General features: G+C 63.0%; 12 protein-coding genes. 7 read left to right on the top strand and 5 right to left on the bottom strand.

The genetic code is table 11. The features are described 5' to 3' along the window. Positions 1-69: 69 nt before the first annotated feature. Positions 70-1,710 carry an ABC transporter substrate-binding protein gene (locus FJ867_RS03475; RefSeq protein ID WP_140816548.1) on the top strand — a complete coding sequence of 547 codons (1,641 nt, stop codon included), beginning with the start codon at positions 70-72 and terminating at the stop codon, positions 1,708-1,710. Between the two features lie 709 nt (positions 1,711-2,419). Here the strand turns inward: FJ867_RS03475 and FJ867_RS29255 are convergent. Next, positions 2,420-2,545: a hypothetical protein gene (locus FJ867_RS29255; protein WP_263486335.1), complete on the bottom strand. Its 126-nt coding sequence runs from the start codon at positions 2,543-2,545 to the stop codon at positions 2,420-2,422. 222 nt (positions 2,546-2,767) lie between these two features. On the opposite strand from FJ867_RS29255, the gene FJ867_RS03465 reads away from it, so the two are divergent. After that, the gene (locus FJ867_RS03465) at positions 2,768-3,361 is read left to right on the top strand and encodes a hypothetical protein (RefSeq protein WP_140816544.1); all 594 of its coding nucleotides are present in this window, start codon (positions 2,768-2,770) and stop codon (positions 3,359-3,361) included. Between the two features lie 391 nt (positions 3,362-3,752). Further along, positions 3,753-4,847 carry a reverse transcriptase domain-containing protein gene (locus FJ867_RS03460; RefSeq protein WP_140816542.1) on the top strand — a complete coding sequence of 365 codons (1,095 nt, stop codon included), beginning with the start codon at positions 3,753-3,755 and terminating at the stop codon, positions 4,845-4,847. Between the two features lie 97 nt (positions 4,848-4,944). Here FJ867_RS03460 and lepA read toward each other — a convergent pair whose 3' ends face one another. Further along, the gene (lepA, locus tag FJ867_RS03455) at positions 4,945-6,750 is read right to left on the bottom strand and encodes a translation elongation factor 4 (protein WP_140554696.1); all 1,806 of its coding nucleotides are present in this window, start codon (positions 6,748-6,750) and stop codon (positions 4,945-4,947) included. Positions 6,751-6,960: 210 nt separating this feature from the next. Here lepA and FJ867_RS03450 point away from each other — a divergent pair, with 210 nt between their 5' ends. The 4 genes from FJ867_RS03450 (at position 6,961) to msrA (ending at position 10,379) form a co-directional block, all read left to right on the top strand. After that, positions 6,961-8,040 (top strand): TadE/TadG family type IV pilus assembly protein, encoded by a 1,080-nt coding sequence (locus FJ867_RS03450; protein WP_140816540.1) that lies wholly within the window; start codon positions 6,961-6,963, stop codon positions 8,038-8,040. Between the two features lie 376 nt (positions 8,041-8,416). Continuing rightward, a complete protein-coding gene (locus tag FJ867_RS03445) occupies positions 8,417-9,121 on the top strand; it encodes a DUF1223 domain-containing protein (protein WP_140816538.1) in 705 nt (234 codons plus the stop codon). 120 nt (positions 9,122-9,241) lie between these two features. Beyond that, positions 9,242-9,520 carry a hypothetical protein gene (locus FJ867_RS03440; RefSeq protein ID WP_140559132.1) on the top strand — a complete coding sequence of 93 codons (279 nt, stop codon included), beginning with the start codon at positions 9,242-9,244 and terminating at the stop codon, positions 9,518-9,520. 133 nt (positions 9,521-9,653) lie between these two features. Next, the gene (msrA, locus tag FJ867_RS03435; protein ID WP_140816536.1) at positions 9,654-10,379 is read left to right on the top strand and encodes a peptide-methionine (S)-S-oxide reductase MsrA; all 726 of its coding nucleotides are present in this window, start codon (positions 9,654-9,656) and stop codon (positions 10,377-10,379) included. Positions 10,380-10,607: 228 nt separating this feature from the next. On the opposite strand, the gene FJ867_RS03430 is transcribed toward msrA, so the two are convergent. From FJ867_RS03430 to FJ867_RS03420, 3 genes are all read right to left on the bottom strand, one after another. After that, a complete protein-coding gene (locus FJ867_RS03430; RefSeq protein WP_140816534.1) occupies positions 10,608-13,220 on the bottom strand; it encodes a mechanosensitive ion channel family protein in 2,613 nt (870 codons plus the stop codon). Positions 13,221-13,361: 141 nt separating this feature from the next. Next, positions 13,362-14,366 carry a cytochrome d ubiquinol oxidase subunit II gene (locus FJ867_RS03425; RefSeq protein WP_140524385.1) on the bottom strand — a complete coding sequence of 335 codons (1,005 nt, stop codon included), beginning with the start codon at positions 14,364-14,366 and terminating at the stop codon, positions 13,362-13,364. Positions 14,367-14,377: 11 nt separating this feature from the next. Further along, positions 14,378-15,739 (bottom strand): cytochrome ubiquinol oxidase subunit I, encoded by a 1,362-nt coding sequence (locus FJ867_RS03420; RefSeq protein WP_140655143.1) that lies wholly within the window; start codon positions 15,737-15,739, stop codon positions 14,378-14,380. Between the last annotated feature and the right edge of the window lie 40 nt (positions 15,740-15,779).

Genomic DNA, 15,779 nt, shown 5'->3' with positions numbered 1-15,779 from the left:
TGGCGTCCGGCGAGCCGCATTCGCCCCCGCGCACGCGGTCGGCCGGGCGCCCAACAAGAGGGAACGACGATGAAATTCATGCTGACCGGCAGGAAACTGCACCCGAAAGCCAAACCCGTCGCCGAGGATTTCAGGAGCGGCGCCATCAACCGGCGCGAATATCTGGCGCTGATGGCCGGGCTCGGCGTCAGCGCCGCCGGCGCTTTTGCCCTGGGCGGGCTGGCGCCCACGCCCGCCCGCGCGGCGGAGCCCAAGAAGGGCGGCGTACTGCGTGTCGCCATGAACGTCAAGGGTTTCAAGGATCCGCGCACCTTCGACGGCGTCGAAATGTCCAACGTCGCGCGCCACTGCAACGAATATCTCGTGCGCTGGAACACCGATTTCTCCTTCGAGCCCTGGCTGCTCGAAAAATGGGAGATGAGCGACGACGCCAAGACGCTCACGCTGCACGTGCGCAAGGGCATCACCTGGTCGAACGGCGACGCCTTCAACGCCGACGACGTCGTCCACAACCTCACCCGCTGGTGCGAAGCCGGTGTTGCCGGCAATTCGGTCGCCGCGCGCATGGGCGCGCTGGTCAATGCCGACACCAAGAAGGTGGTCGATGGCGGCATCGAGAAGGTCGACGACTTCACCATCAAGCTCAACCTGCCCAAGCCCGACATTTCCCTGATCGCCGGCATGGCCGATTATCCCGCGCTGATCATGCACCGCTCCTATGAGGGCGACGGCGATCCGCTGAAGGCGCTTTCGATCACCACCGGCCCTTGCGAGCTGGTGAAGTGGGACGCCGAGACGGGCGCCGAGGTGAAGCGCAAGGACAAGCCCTGGTGGAAGGGCGACTTCTACCTGGATGGGATCCAGTGGATCGACTACGGCTCCGACCCCAACGCCATGCTGTCGGCGTTCGAATCCGGCGAGATCGACACCGACCACGAAACCGCCTCCGATGCCGTCTCGCAGACCGAGCAGATGGGCCTGAAGAATTCCGAGATCGCCACCGGCTCCACCATCGTCGCCCGCTTCAACGTCGCCAACGCGCCCTATGACGACGTCAAGGTGCGCCGCGCCGCCCAGCTCGCCGTCGACAACTCCGCCGTGCTGGCGCTCGGCCTCGGCGGCCGCGGCAAGCCCGCCGACAACCACCATGTCGGCCCCATGCACCCCGAATATGCCGATATCGGCCCGGCCAAGCGCGACGTCGAGGCGGCCAAGAAGCTGCTCGCCGAGTCCGGCAAGGCGGACCATGAATACGAGCTCATCTCGGTCGACGTCGAATGGCAAAAGAGCACCGGCGACGCCATAGCCGCGCAGATGCGCGAGGCCGGCCTCAAGATCAAGCGCACCGTGCTGCCCGCCGCCACCTTCTGGAACGACTGGAGCAAATATCCCTTCTCCTGCACCGAGTGGCTCGGCCGCCCGCTCGGCGTCCAGGTGCTGGCGCTGGCCTACAAATCCGGCGCCGCCTGGAACGAAAGCGCCTACGCCAACAAGGAGTTCGACGAACTGCTCGACAAGGCGCTCGCCACCCCCGACGCCGCCCAGCGCAAGGAGATCATGGCCGGCATCGAGAAGAATTTGCGAGACAGCGGCATCATCATCCAACCCTACTGGCGCTCGGTCTATCGGACGTATCGCAAAGGCGTCGAAGGCTGCGAACAGCACCAGGCCCTGGAGCAGCATTTCGAGAAGGTGTGGCTGGAGGTGTGAGGCCAGCGCCGACCTGATTTCCTCGCCCCCACTGCGTGGGGCGAGGAACCAGCGCCATCCTGCCGCCCCATCAGCATCTCCAGTGCTAGCCGCTCGACCGTCAGGTAAGGCGGCGCCAACGCTGGTTCTTCCTTCTCCCCTTGTGGGGTCCGAAGGACGGGGCGAGACCCGTGGCTCGCCCCGAAGCGAGGTCGGATGAGGGGTGTTCCAGCTTGGGGCCACGTCAACAACCACTGAACCAAACCAGAAAATCCCAACGCCTCACTCCGTCACGCACCCCTCAACCGTCTCGGCGCTGCGCGCCGATCCACCTTCTCCCACAAGGGGAGAAGGCAAGCTGACCGCAACGCCGGCTTCATCCCTGCAACGCTGGCGATTGGCGAAAGCGGTGACAACCGCGTCCTTCTCCCCGTTTTACGGGGAGAAGATGGCGGCAGCCAGATGAGGGGCGGCGCCGACGCCTGAAATTAAAGCGCGCTCAAAGCGCGATGAGCCGCATCCAGAGCGCGAAGTGCTGGGCTCGCTGACCATGACGAGCTCCGCTGCCCAAGCGAGATGCCGCCGAGACAGGAGGGCACGCAGGCCCTCAGCCTCGCCGCATCGCCGGCCATGAGTAGGTCTCACCGGCAGAAGGTTAGAAACCCAGCCACCACTCAATCATTGTCAGCCGCGTATAATTTATCGCCAGCAGTGAGCCGCCATCAGGAGCCTAGCCCCGTCGATCAGCCAAAGCGTTTTCGCGCAGCGGGTTGCTGGCGACGAAGGTACCGACGATACCGAAAGCGCCGCCGATCGTAAGGCCGATCGCGGCGACGGTGTCCGAAGTGGGCCGCATTTGACGTCTCCCCAGGTGGGGAGACGATACTCCATGGCGAGACGTTCTGAAATGGCCAGCCACCGTTCTGGCTTTGCAGTTGCGATCGACCGCCAAACAGCAATTTACAGAAGACACGTGAATGAATGTCATGCAACCCGCCTTCCACATCAATTGCTCGGTAATCGCTTGACTTGCCCATCGCGATACAAATAGCGTCGGCAAAACTGAGGCTGTGTGCACGTGTCGGTATTTAACAAATTACGAAAAGTCGCAGCTGCACAGGCGATTGATAAAGCGGCACGAGCGGCAGAAGAATTCGACGTTTTCCTCGCAGGACCATATATCGTTACCGTTGATGCGGCCGATACTGCAATTAACGATGCAACCGATGCAAGTCGGCTGAGATATTTTCTCTTTCACTCGCTCGTAGCGAGGGGGCATACAATTTATTTAGGCGAAGATAATGAGCTGCGGGAAACTGGGAAAGCCGAGTATGGGCCGTTGAATAACGCGGTGTTATACGAGCGTCATTACATCTTAAATCATTCGGATGCACTAATCGCGCTACCATCAAGCCCCGGATCTTTCTGTGAAATTGGCGATTGGGTTTCACAGAGAGACCTATGTGAAGATATGCTCATAGTCGTGGATAAAAAATATGAGGGAGAGCTTAATTACATCAATGACGGCGTCATTAAGTTTGCACGAACAAATCACGCAACGGTGCACTATCATCCCTATGTGGATAAAGACGGCGTCCTAGAAATTTGTGACACATTTATGGAGACGATAGCCGCAAAGATTCGAATAGAGAAGCTCTATGGCCGAGCGTGAACTTTCTACCTCCGAACTATATTTGGTGGCGCTGCGAATTATTCAACCTGCGCGAGTGCAGGACATTTTGAAAGCGTATACGGAAATCTGGGGTATTGAGGTGACGGATAGCGTCCGAACTATCGTTGCCACAGTCCATGAAAAAATGAGGAGAGATGGCCTCCTTGTTGACGTCAGGAAGGGCACTTTCGTGCTGGATGCGAAAGGTATGGGAATAGTTGCGCGACTTGTAAACGAAAGAACTTTGGACAACGCGAGATTGTTCTTGATGAAGACGCAACGCAAACAATATCATCGATTCGCGGGGCGGCACTAGATAGGACACTGAATCAGTGTCCTGGCTTTCAGGTCTTGCGTGTAAAAAGGCGTGCTTTGTAAGAGCCGCTCGAGAATGGCTGCATTGCAGCCACGAGCGGAGTTCTCGAGCGCCTCTTACAAAGCACGCACTAAGCAATCTCAGGATTGGTGTTGTCGAATGCCGCCCCGTTCTTACTATAATTCCCCACGAATTGACGACTACCTAGCGTTTGCGCGAGCCTCTTTCCCTGAGGAAAGTGAGGCCGCAGGCGCGTTCGCGAACCGGACTGGTAGACCATACCTGGAGAACGAAATTCATCTAGCGTCTTATCTCGGAATTTCCCCTTCCATAATACGGCAAATACTGCATAGGCCTCGATTTCATTACCGAACGTTTATTTTAAAGAAAGCCGATGGAACCAACCGAATTATACGAACGCCAAAGACATATCTCAAGGTCATGCAGTGGTGGATTAATGACAATATCCTAATAACAAAAGAAATGGCGGAAGCAGTTCACGGCTTTCGCAAAGGCCGAAGCTACATTACCAACGCGGCGGCGCATGCCGGAGCTAAGCATTTGCTGAACCTCGACATATCGAGATTCTTTCCCAGTATTACGGCGCAGATGATAGTAGGTGTTTTCCGCAATCTTGGTTACAGCGCCGCTGGCTCAGACTTTCTTGCGAGGCTAACGTCTCTGGACGACGAAGCTCCGACCGGCGCGCCCACGAGTCCACTGATCGGAAATCTCATTCTTGATAATTTCGACCAAACTGTCTCAGAACTCTCCGCGGCGAGGAACATCACATACACTAGATATGCGGACGACCTTACTTTTTCGGCTCGGACCCGTATTGATAATGAATTTCTTAAAGAGGTAACTGCATTTGTCGAGAGCAGCGGTTTTGATCTGAACCCTAAGAAAACGCGATTCTTGGGCAAAGGCGACAGAATGGATGTCACAGGGGTAGTGATCAATGAGGGTCTTAATCTTCCCGTCGAGTGGCGTAATTGGGCTCGCGGATACCTTCAGCGAGCGATCAGGAACCCTGTCGAGTTTGTGCAGCATCACCCGGCAATTGCTGGCATTTTCGGGGTCTTGAAGTCGATCGATCCCGATGAACAGCGGCACCTTACTCAGAAAGCGAAATCTGCGTTGACCGCGATTAGAAGTGCTGGCGCCTGAACTCCTCGGGATGAGGTATACCGCTGCACATAGATTTCCCCAGTCTAGCTTCCGTTAGAGACGTTGCGCATTAGGCAGGAAGCGAGATAAGGCCCCCTCAATCCCCCATCTTCAGCGCCTGGATAAACGCCTCCTGCGGGATATCCACCTTCCCGAACTGGCGCATCCGCTTCTTGCCTTCTTTCTGCTTGTCCAAGAGCTTGCGCTTGCGGCTCACGTCGCCGCCGTAGCACTTCGCCGTCACGTCCTTGCGCAGGGCGGAGATGGTTTCGCGGGCGATGACCTTGCCGCCGATCGCGGCCTGGATCGGGATCTTGAACAAATGGTGCGGGATCAGTTCCTTCAGCTTCTCGCACATCTGGCGGCCGCGCTTTTCCGCCGCGGTGCGGTGGACCAGCATGGAGAGCGCGTCGACCGGCTCCTCATTGACCAGGATCGACATCTTCACCAGATCGCCCTCGCGGTAGTCGGTGAGGTGATAGTCGAACGAGGCGTAGCCCTTGGAGATCGATTTCAGGCGATCGTAGAAGTCGAAGACGACTTCGTTGAGCGGCAGGTCGTAGGTCAGCATGGCGCGCTTGCCGACATAGGAGAGGTCGGCCTGGATGCCGCGCCGGTCCTGGCAGAGTTTCAATATGCCGCCGAGATAATCGTCGGGGGTGAGAATCGTGGCGCGGATCCACGGCTCCTCGATGGCCGAGATCTTGACCACGTCGGGCATGTCGGCCGGGTTGTGCAGCTCCTTCACCGAGCCGTCGTTGAGGAGCAGCCGGTAAACGACGCTCGGCGCGGTGGCGATCAGGTCGAGGTTGAACTCGCGCTCCAGCCGCTCCTGGATGATTTCCAGATGCAGCAAGCCAAGGAAGCCGCAGCGGTAGCCGAAGCCGAGCGCGGCGCTGGTTTCCATTTCGTAGGAGAAGGAGGCGTCGTTGAGGCGCAGCTTGCCGACCGCGGCGCGCAGGTCTTCGAAATCGGCGGCGTCGACCGGGAACAGGCCGCAGAACACCACCGGCTGCGCCGGCTTGAAGCCGGGCAGGGCGTGCGCGGTCTGGCGCTTGTCCTCGGTGATGGTGTCGCCGACGCGTGTGTCGGCCACTTCCTTGATCGAGCCGGTGAAGAAGCCGAACTCGCCGGGGCCGAGCTCCTCGACATTGATGCGGGCGGGCGTGAACACGCCGGTGCGCTCGACCAGGTATTTGGCGCCGGTGCCCATCATGCGGATGGTCTGGCCCTTCTTCAGCACGCCGTCGATGACACGCACCAGAACGATGACGCCGAGATAGGCGTCGTACCAGCTGTCGACCAGCATCGCCTTCAAGGGCGCGCTCGCGTCGCCTTCGCGCGGCGGCGGCAATTGGTGGACGATGGCCTCCAGCACATCGGGAATGCCGAGCCCGGTCTTGGCCGAGATCAGCACGGCGTTGGAGGCGTCGATGCCGATCACCTCCTCGACCTGCTCACGGATGCGCTCGGGCTCGGCGGCCGGCAGGTCGACCTTGTTCAGCACCACGACGATCTCGTGGTTGTTGTCGATGGCCTGGTAGACATTGGCGAGCGTCTGCGCCTCGACGCCTTGCGAGGCGTCGACCACCAGCAGCGAGCCCTCGCAGGCGGCGAGCGAGCGCGACACTTCATAGGCGAAGTCGACATGGCCGGGCGTGTCGATGAGGTTGAGGATATAGTCCTCGCCATTGTTGGCGCGGTACTTCAATCGCACCGTCTGCGCCTTGATGGTGATGCCGCGCTCGCGCTCGATGTCCATCGAGTCCAGCACCTGCTCCTTCATGTCGCGCAGCTCCAGGCCGCCGGTCAGCTGGATCAGGCGGTCGGCAAGGGTGGATTTGCCATGGTCGATATGGGCGACGATGGAGAAATTCCTGATGTGGTCGAGGGGCGTGCTCATGCCGCGCGCTTTAGCAGGGGCGGCTTGCTGCGGCAAGGCTTGCGGCGCAAGGCGCCCCCCGGTCATCACAAAGCGGTGAGCCGGGCGGAAAAGCCCGAAACGGCCGGCGGGCACGGCCGGATGCTTAAACTTTGAACGATCCTCTTAGACCCCGGTTTGCCGGCGCATGTTAGTTCCCCCGCAGGTAACCGTTTTTTGGGGTAAGAAAAAATGCCGGGGCTTGCAGGAAGGTTCGCCCGCTCTCGCGGCGGCTCGATGATGCCGCTGTTCTTCATCAGCCTGGTGCCGCTGGTCACCGTGGTCGGCTTCTCGGTCGACTATACATCGGCGGTCCAGACCCGGTCCAACATGCAGCAGGCGCTCGACGCGGCGACGCTGGCCATCACCACGCTGCCGAAGACGACGACGCTGGCGACCCGCCAACAGATGCTTCGGGACACCTTTGCGGCCAATGGCGGGCAAGGCACCGCCACGCTGGTGAGCTTCACCATCGCGTCCAACGGCACCGCCACGGCGCAGGCCTCGGCGAGCTTCGCCATGCCGACCGACTTCATGCAGATCGCCAGGATCAACACCGTGCCGGTCGGCGTCACCTCGGCGGTCAACAAGGCGGCGGCCCTGGTGCAGACCACCTTCAAGATCGAGAAGGCATCGGGCTGGTGGGACAAGACGATGTATCTCTACGGCACGCAATTCGGCTCGACCACGAAGCAGAAGCTGATGCAGATCAGCTATGTCTACAACAAGGGCGGCGATCCCAAGGGCTATGGCACCACCACCGTCTCCACCGTGAGCGGCACCACGCTTACCCAGGTGCAGCAGCAGGTGTGCAACACCACGACGGTCGCCAATTTCGACAACACGCCCTCCGGCGCCATCACCAGCACCGACGGCAACGGCGTCATGCGGCAGACCGTCTGCACCACCACGCCGGCCAACAGCGCCGGCGCGGTCATCGACGTCAGTCAGATGGACCAGCTCTATCTGGAGATGGACGTGCCCTCCGCCGCGACGGCCAAACCGGCCCAGCCGACCACGCTCAGGTCGAACGACCCGAACACCTCGAACCGGCTCTATATCGGCACCAGCCCGACCGACATGCCCGAAATCGCCACGGGCCAGACCGTCGATATCTTCACCGCCGTGCCGTGCGGCCAGACAGGCTACCAGGCCTGGGAAGACGGCGGCTCCGCCGTGCCGGCGCCCGTCGTCAACGCCGACTTCTTCTACACCGTGATGGGCAAATGCGACTTCAACCAGCGCCCCTCGCAAACGGTGCTGACGCAATAGAGGCGAAGCTGCCGATCTCCCCCCTCGTGGGGGGAGATGGCCGGCAGGCCAGAGGGGGGCGCTGCCCCGCCGGCCTTGCCTGGGTCCACGGAACTCGTCCTCCACTTTCCCGATCTGCCGCCTACTCTCTGCCGTCGCGACAACGGCTGTCGAACCGCGTCCAGGTAGGTGCTCTACGACGCCCCCCTCTGTCCTGCCGGACATCTCCCCCACGAGGGGGGAGATCGGCTGTCGCGATGGCCTTTGCCAATCTCCGGCCTCTTGGAGCCCGACCAACCTTCATCACAAACCGGTGAGCGCTGTAACGAAGCGACAATTGGCGACGAAGTGGGGATATGAGCGGCGCATCGCGGCGCCGTCACCACGGAGCAATTCCATGTCGCAAGCCAAACGCAGCAGGTTTCTCGCAGTGTCCAGCCTGGGCGCGCTTGCGCTCGCGGCGTCGCTCGGTGCGGCCGCGGCGCAGCCGCTTACCGTTGTCGAGCTGTTCACCAGCCAGGGCTGTTCGTCCTGCCCGCCGGCCAATGCCAATTTGATCAAGGTCAAGGACCAGCCCGGCGTGCTGGCGCTGTCCTTCAACGTCACCTACTGGGACTATCTCGGCTGGAAGGACATTTTCGGCCGGCAGGAGTTCACGCAGCGCCAGGTGAGCTACGAGCCGCCGCTCGGCCGTGACGGGCCGTTCACGCCGCAGGTGGTGGTCAACGGCCATGCCGATGCGGTCGGCGCCGCGCCCGGCGAGATCGAACGGCTGATTGCGGCGAGCGGCCGCGTCAAGGGACCGTCGCTGTCGCTCGATGGCGGCAAGGCCAGCATCGGCGCGGGGAGCGTGCCGGGCGGCAAAGCCGACATCTGGCTGGTGCGCTATGCCAGGGGCGTCGTCGAGGTGCCCGTGGCGCGCGGCGAGAACACCGGCCGCACCTTGCCGCACGGCAATGTCGTGCATGCGCTGAAGAAGCTCGGCAGCTGGACCGGAGAGGCGACGACGCTCGACGTGCCGGCGGCCGCCGATGGCCTCAGCACCGCCGTGCTGGTGCAGTCGCCCGGCGGCGGGCCGATCCTGGCCGCCGCCGCCGATTAGCTTACCTCCGGGAACTTCCCGTTTGCGGGGAGAGACCATCAGAAATTGCGCAACGCCGCGCCTGCGGCGCCGCAACAGCCGGCCGCCGCGAGGGCGCGCCACCCAACCAAGGAGACCATCATGACCGTTCTTTCCCGCCTGACGCTGCCGGCGCTTGCGCTCGCTTTGTGCTCGACGGCATTGCTGGCCGGCGGCATCGCCCGGGCCGACGAGGCCACCAACGCCATGAAACCCGCCGCGGACGCGATGAAACCGGCAACCGATGCGATGAAGCCGGCCGACCCGATGGCCACAAATGCCATGAAGCCCGCCGCCGATGCGATGAAACCGGCGGACGCCATGAAACCGGCGACTGACGCGATGAAGCCGGCGACGGATGCGATGAAGCCTGCCAACTAGGTCAAGCCGCGGCGGAGAGTTACGCACCCGCTGGGGCCGCACGAGAATGTGAGCCTCCGCCGCAACTCGCGCATCGCGCCGGCTCCGCTAATTCAATAGACTGGACCCTATGCAAGCCATGAGGAGTGCAACCGTGACCGACATCAAGAACCGTTCGAGCGGCTTCGTCCGCGGCGCGCTCGCAGCTTTCGCGCTCGCCGTCGCGGGCGCCGCCTTCTGGCTCACCCCAGCGGTTTCGGCGGAAGACGCCGTGGTGATCCCACCACCGGCGCTGGATGAAAAGGCCGCGGGCGGCAGCGAGACGGCAGTGTTCGCCGGCGGCTGCTTCTGGGGCGTGCAGGGCGTGTTCCAGCACGTCAAGGGCGTCACCAAGGCTGTCTCGGGCTACACCGGCGGCACCAAGGACGACGCCGTCTATGAGACCGTGGGCACCGGCCGCACCGGCCATGCCGAATCCGTCGAGATCACCTACGATCCCTCCAAAGTCACCTATGGCCAGCTGCTGCAGGTGTATTTCTCGGTCGCCCACAATCCGACCCAGCTCAACTACCAGGGTCCGGACCAGGGCACGCAGTACCGCTCGACGATCTTCGCCGAAAACGACACGCAGAAGAAGATCGCGCAGAGCTACATCGCCCAGCTCGACCAGGCCAAGCTGTTCGGCAAACCCATCGTCACCACGATCGAAACCGGCAAGACCTTCTATCCGGCCGAGGAGTACCACCAGGATTTCCTGACGCTCAACCCGACCTATCCCTACATCGTCTACAACGACCTGCCCAAGGTGGCGAATTTGAAGACGCTGTTCCCGAAGCTTTACAGCGACAAGCCGGTGCTGGTGCTGTCGGCCAGCAATTGAGTCTTCGCAGGGTGAGAAGAACGACAGGTCGGCGGGACGGCGCCCCCCTCTGCCCTGCCGGGCATCTCCCCCACGAGGGGGGAGATCGGCGGCCTCGCCGTCCCGCCCCGCTGTCAACGTTAGAAATTGGCGAAAGCCGTCGCGACATCCAATCTCCCCCCTCGTGGGGGAGATGGCCGGCAGGCCAGAGGGGGGCGCGAGGGATCGCGGCCTCTCCTGCGAAGAAGGCTACACCCTCTTCCGCCACGGCAGGCTCCACCGCGCCTTCTCCAGCGAGGCCTTGGCTTCGACCGTGGCCGGGGCGGCCTGGGCTTCGCGGTACTGCACCGAGCCCGGCGGCGGATAGGGCAGGCTGTCGTTGAGCTCCAGCCTGTCGAGCTGGCTGAAATCGGGGAAAGGCAGTTTTTCCTCCTCACGCCAGGCGCTGACCCGCTTTTCCGCGGCGATGCGCTTTTCCTGGTCGAGCGGCAGGTCGGCGGCGCTGTATTCCAACTGCGCCGGGAAGGCGAACTGGGCGCCGGCCTCGTCCATCACCGCGATCATCGACAGCAATATGTCCTCGCGGATGGCGAGAAACTCCGAGCCATCCGCGGTCGTGATGTAGGTGAAGACCTCGATGTCGAGTGAATAGGGGCCGAAGCCGACGAAGCGCACGCGGCACGGGTCGTCGATGACGCGCGGATGAGCGATCAGGAGCTTGCGCAGCGCCGCCAGCGTGTAGCGCAGCTGGTCGGGCGTCGTCTCGTAGCGCAGCTGCAGCGTGGTGGCGAAGCGGGTGCGGTCGCGATGGGCGTAGTTCTCGATCTGCATGCCGGCGAAGTCGGAATTGGGCACCGAGATCACCGTGCGGTCGACCGAGCGGATGCGGGTCGAGCGCATGCCGATATGCTCGATGGTGCCGGACTGGTTGCCGAATTTGCAGAAGTCGCCGACGCTGACCGGCCGGTCGGCATAGAGCGTCAGGCCGGAAAGAAAATTCTGCAGCGTCGGCTGCGCCGCCAGCGCCACCGCCAGGCCGCCAATGCCGAGGCCGGCCAGCACGCCCTGATAGGGGATCGCCAGCACCTCAGCCAGGAGCAGGAAGGCGACCACCAGGGCGGCGATGCGCGCCACGCCGGTCAGCAGCGAGATCAGCGTCTCGTGGTAGCCGGGCACGTTGAAGGTGGCGCGGTAGCGCTCGGCGATCTTGCCGATCAGGTGCCAGACGACGGGAACCGCGCCGATCAGGATCAGGCTCCAGGCCGCCGCCTTGGCGGATGCCGCGATCACCTGCGGCAAGCCGAGCGGCCGCAGCGCAAACAGCAGGAACAGGCCGAGGAAGATCGAGCGCACCGCCCATTCGACGACGCGGAAGAAGCCGGCCCGCCCCGAACTCCTGCCGCGGCGGGCGAAGAACACGATGACGGCGTTGGCAAGGAAGCCGAAGGCGATGCCGGCAAGCACGGCAATGCCGAGCCCCAGCCATTGCCAGCGTTCGATCGGCCCGGCGCGGGTCAAAAGGGCAGGGCTGATCTCACGGGCAAGGCCCCTCGTGGCGAAGAAGGGATCGTTGCTGGCGAAGGCGGTGAATTCCGGCGCCACCGGCGCATCCTCGATATCGGCATAGAGCGTGCGGATGTTGGCCAGCGTTTCCGGCGTGAATTTCCACAGCTTGCCGCCTTTCTCAGTCCCCACCGGAGCGACGACGATGTTGCCGGCCGGGTGCTCGAAATACACATAGGGCGTGTTGCTTTGGGGATCGTCGGGAATTTCCTGCCAGTAGACGTAGCCGATGCGGTCGATGACTTTCTTGAGATAGCTCTCGAGCAGAACCGCCTCGTCGGACCGCACCGCCGGATTGTAACCGCGCATGTCGAGCGCCGTTTGCGTCGAACCGCCATTCTGGTCGGCGATGCCGCCGAGCAGCATCTTGAACGTGTCGCGCGGCGAGGCGAGCTTGGCCGGATCGTCGACCATGTCGGGGGCTTCGCCACGCGCCGCCTGGAACTCGGCGAGCTTGGCCTGCAGCACGGCGAGCTGCGGCCCGACGATGAACCATTCGCCGGCCTTGCGGCGGAAGGTGACGTCGAAGAAAACCTTGCTGCCATATTGCTGCAGCCTGGCTGTCACCTCGTCGCCGGGGATCGCATCATGCGGCAGGTTCCACAGGCGCAAGGTGGCGTTGTCGATCACCGAAAACAGGAGCTTGGTGTAATCGGGCATGTTGAGGCCGCCGCGATCGGCCTCCGTGACGTCGACGAGGCCGGCCGCCAGCGCGGCAAGGCCCATGCCGCCGCCGGTGGCGCGCGGCACATTGTCGGCGCCGCTCTCGTTCATGGTCTGCAGGAATGAGCGCATCGTCGTCATCGGGCTGGTCTGGTCGACCTTGAGGGTCTCGGCGGCGTCGACGCGCACGCCCGTCCACCATTCGGCGGTGGCGGATTCGAAACGGCCCATGAAGCTCGCGCCGTCCGGCGCCATGACGAAGCTGAACTCGCCCTGGCGACTGCCCTCGAACCAGCGGCCGAACAGCTTTTCGCCTTCGGCCTTGGCTTCGATGCGGCCGTCATACAGGGGATAGACGCCCTTCACCTCGGCGCCGTCCTGCTCGAAGGTGATCTGGGCGCCGCCGCCGCGCCATTTGGTGTCCCAGACACCGGCCCAGTTGGCCGTCTGCTGGGCATAAGCGGGCTGAATGACAGGCAGCAGGCCGGCCAGCGCAAGCGCGGCGATCAGCGTGACCAGGCGGATCAGGACCAGAGCAATTCCAGGAAAGCGGCGTAGCGATTTTCCCGGGAAAACTGCGTAGCGCTGCCGCGCCTGCGGATCGTGTTCTATCGAGGCAACCGGGACACCGCGCATTGCATTGCCCTTCTTCTCGGACCGCTGCCATCAGGCCGCAGCATGTCGCGGAAGGTTATTCCGCGTGAAGATGAATATTGTCTTTCCGGCAGGCGACAGGCGGCAGGCGGAGGCGATGATTTCGCGCCGTCGCCTGGCCCTTCAATCGTAGGTCAGGTCCCTCGCCTTGCCGCCGAACACGCGGTAGGCATAGAAGGAATAGAAGATGATGATCGGCAGCACGACCACGGTGCCGGCCAGGATGATGGCCAGGCTTTCGGGTGCGGAAGCCGCCTGCCAGATGGTCAGCCTGTCGGGCACCACGAACGGATAGAACGACCAGGCGAGCCCGGCAAAGCCCAGCGCGAAGATGGCGGCCAGCGTCAGGAACGGCGTCAGCGAATGGCGGTCGTCGGGCCTGGGCAGATGAGAGGTCTGCCGCCACAGCCACAGGAACAGCAGCGCCGACAGGATCGGCAGCGGCGACAGATAGAGCATTTCGGGCAGCACGAACCATTTGGCGAAGATGCGCGGGCTGGCGAAGGGCGTGGCCAGCGACACGGCAGCCATGCCGAGCGCGGTCAGCACCAATGTGGTGCGCAGCCAGCGCACCGCCTTTTTCTGCAAGTCGCCTTCGGCCTTGTAGATGACCCAGGCCGCCCCCATCGCGGCGTAGGCCGCCGCCAGGCAGAACGCCACCAGCACGCCGAACGCCATGCCGCCCAGGCCGAAGTCGAGGCCAAGCACATAGACGCCCAGCATATAGCCTTGCGCCAGCGAGGCGATGAGCGAGCCGAGGAAGAAGATGCGGTTCCAGCGATGCTTGCGCTCCGTCGCCACCTTGGCGCGGAAGTCGAAGGCGACGCCGCGCAGGATGAGGCCGACCAGAAGCACGAACACCGGGATATAGAGCGCGCTGAGGATGACGCCATGCGCCATCGGAAAGGCGACCAGCAGAAGGCCGACGGCCAGCACCAGCCAGGTCTCGTTGGCATCCCAGAACGGGCCAATGGCGGCGATCATGGTGTCCTGCTCGGCGTCCTCGGCCGCCGCGAACAGGATGCCGATGCCGAGATCGAAGCCGTCGAGAATGACGTAGATCAGGATGGCGAGGCCCATCAGGCCGGCGAAGATGAGGGGGAGCAGGGTCGGCCAGTCATAGGTCATTTCTCTCTCTCCTACTCGCCAGCCGCGGGCTGCGACATCGGCTTGTTGAGCACGCCCGGCAGCGGCGAGGTGTCGCCGTCCTTGGCCGCCTTCAGCGCTAGGTGGACCAGAACGCCGAGATAGGCGATCAGCAACAGCACGTAGAGAGCGAGATAGACGGCCAGCGTCAGCGCCACATGGCTGCCGGCCACCGGGCCGACGGCGTCGGCGGTCCTCAGCACGCCCGTCACCAGCCAGGGCTGGCGGCCGATCTCCGTCGTATACCAGCCGGCGAGCGTCGCCACCCAACCGGAGATGGTCATCGGCACCATGAGCAGCGCCAGCGGCCTCGGCAAGCTATGACGGCGCTTGAGGAAGAAGGCGGCCGACCAGGAGACGGCGAGCATCAACAGGCCCGTGCCGACCATGACGCGAAAACCCCAGAACACCGGGAAGACGGGCGGATGGTTGCCGGGATAGTCGTTGAGCCCCGGCACCACACCGCCGGCGCTGTGCCGCAGGATCCAGCTCGCCCCGTCGGGAATGGTCACCTCGAACCTGTTTTCCCTGGCCGCTTCATCCGGAATGGCAAACAGCACCAGCGGCACGTTGGGGCCGGTGTTCCAGTTGGCCTCCATGGCGGCGATCTTCTGCGGCTGGTGCTCGAGCGTGTTCAGGCCGTGCTGGTCGCCGGCAAGGATCTGGATGGGGATGAGGATGGCGGCGGTGAAGACGCCGGTGCGCAGCGCCTTCCACATCGATTCCGAGCGGTCGCCCTTGAGATAGCGCAGCGCCGACAGGCCGGCTATGAGGAACGATACCGTAAGCCCGGAGGCGAGCAGCATATGGACGAGACGGTAGGGCATGGAGGGATTGAAGAGGATCGCCCACCAGTCGACGGCGTGGGCGACGCCGTCGCGCATCTCGAAGCCGACCGGCGTCTGCATCCACGAGTTCAGCGCGATGATCCAGAAGGCCGACACGGTGGTGCCGCCGGCCACCAGCACGGTCGCCAGCGTGTGGATGCGGTTGGAAACGCGGCGGAAGCCGAACAGCATGATGCCGAGGAAGGCCGCTTCGAGGAAAAAGGCGGTGAGGATTTCGTAGGCCAGCAGGGGCCCGGCGATGTTGCCGACCGTTTCCATGTAGCCCGGCCAGTTGGTGCCGAACTGAAAGCTCATGGTGACGCCGGAAACCACGCCCATGGCGAAGGACAATGCGAACACCTTCACCCAGGTGAAATAGGCGCGCATCCAGGCCGAATCATTGGTCGCGTTGTAGCGGAGCTTGAAGAAAAGCAGCACCCAGCCGAGTGCGATGGTGATGGCTGGAAACAGAATATGAAACGAAATATTCGCACCGAACTGGATGCGCGAAAGGATGAGCGGGTCCATGGCGGGCTCCGGCTGCTTCTAATAAGCGGAGAATAGGCTT

It is taken from the genome of Mesorhizobium sp. B2-5-3, from assembly GCF_006441005.1.
Lineage (GTDB): Bacteria > Pseudomonadota > Alphaproteobacteria > Rhizobiales > Rhizobiaceae > Mesorhizobium.
This window is presented reverse-complemented; position numbering and strand designations above follow the sequence as displayed.

Coding starts and splice junctions, on each gene's coding strand:
- FJ867_RS03440 (WP_140559132.1), top strand. CDS start 9,242: ATGACCGTTCTTTCCCGCCTGACGCTGCCGGCGCTTGCGCTCGCTTTG.
- FJ867_RS29255 (WP_263486335.1), bottom strand. CDS start 2,545: ATGCGGCCCACTTCGGACACCGTCGCCGCGATCGGCCTTACGATCGGC.
- FJ867_RS03420 (WP_140655143.1), bottom strand. CDS start 15,739: ATGGACCCGCTCATCCTTTCGCGCATCCAGTTCGGTGCGAATATTTCG.
- FJ867_RS03450 (WP_140816540.1), top strand. CDS start 6,961: ATGCCGGGGCTTGCAGGAAGGTTCGCCCGCTCTCGCGGCGGCTCGATG.
- FJ867_RS03475 (WP_140816548.1), top strand. CDS start 70: ATGAAATTCATGCTGACCGGCAGGAAACTGCACCCGAAAGCCAAACCC.
- lepA (WP_140554696.1), bottom strand. CDS start 6,750: ATGAGCACGCCCCTCGACCACATCAGGAATTTCTCCATCGTCGCCCAT.
- FJ867_RS03425 (WP_140524385.1), bottom strand. CDS start 14,366: ATGACCTATGACTGGCCGACCCTGCTCCCCCTCATCTTCGCCGGCCTG.
- FJ867_RS03445 (WP_140816538.1), top strand. CDS start 8,417: ATGTCGCAAGCCAAACGCAGCAGGTTTCTCGCAGTGTCCAGCCTGGGC.
- FJ867_RS03460 (WP_140816542.1), top strand. CDS start 3,753: ATGGCTGCATTGCAGCCACGAGCGGAGTTCTCGAGCGCCTCTTACAAA.
- FJ867_RS03430 (WP_140816534.1), bottom strand. CDS start 13,220: ATGCGCGGTGTCCCGGTTGCCTCGATAGAACACGATCCGCAGGCGCGG.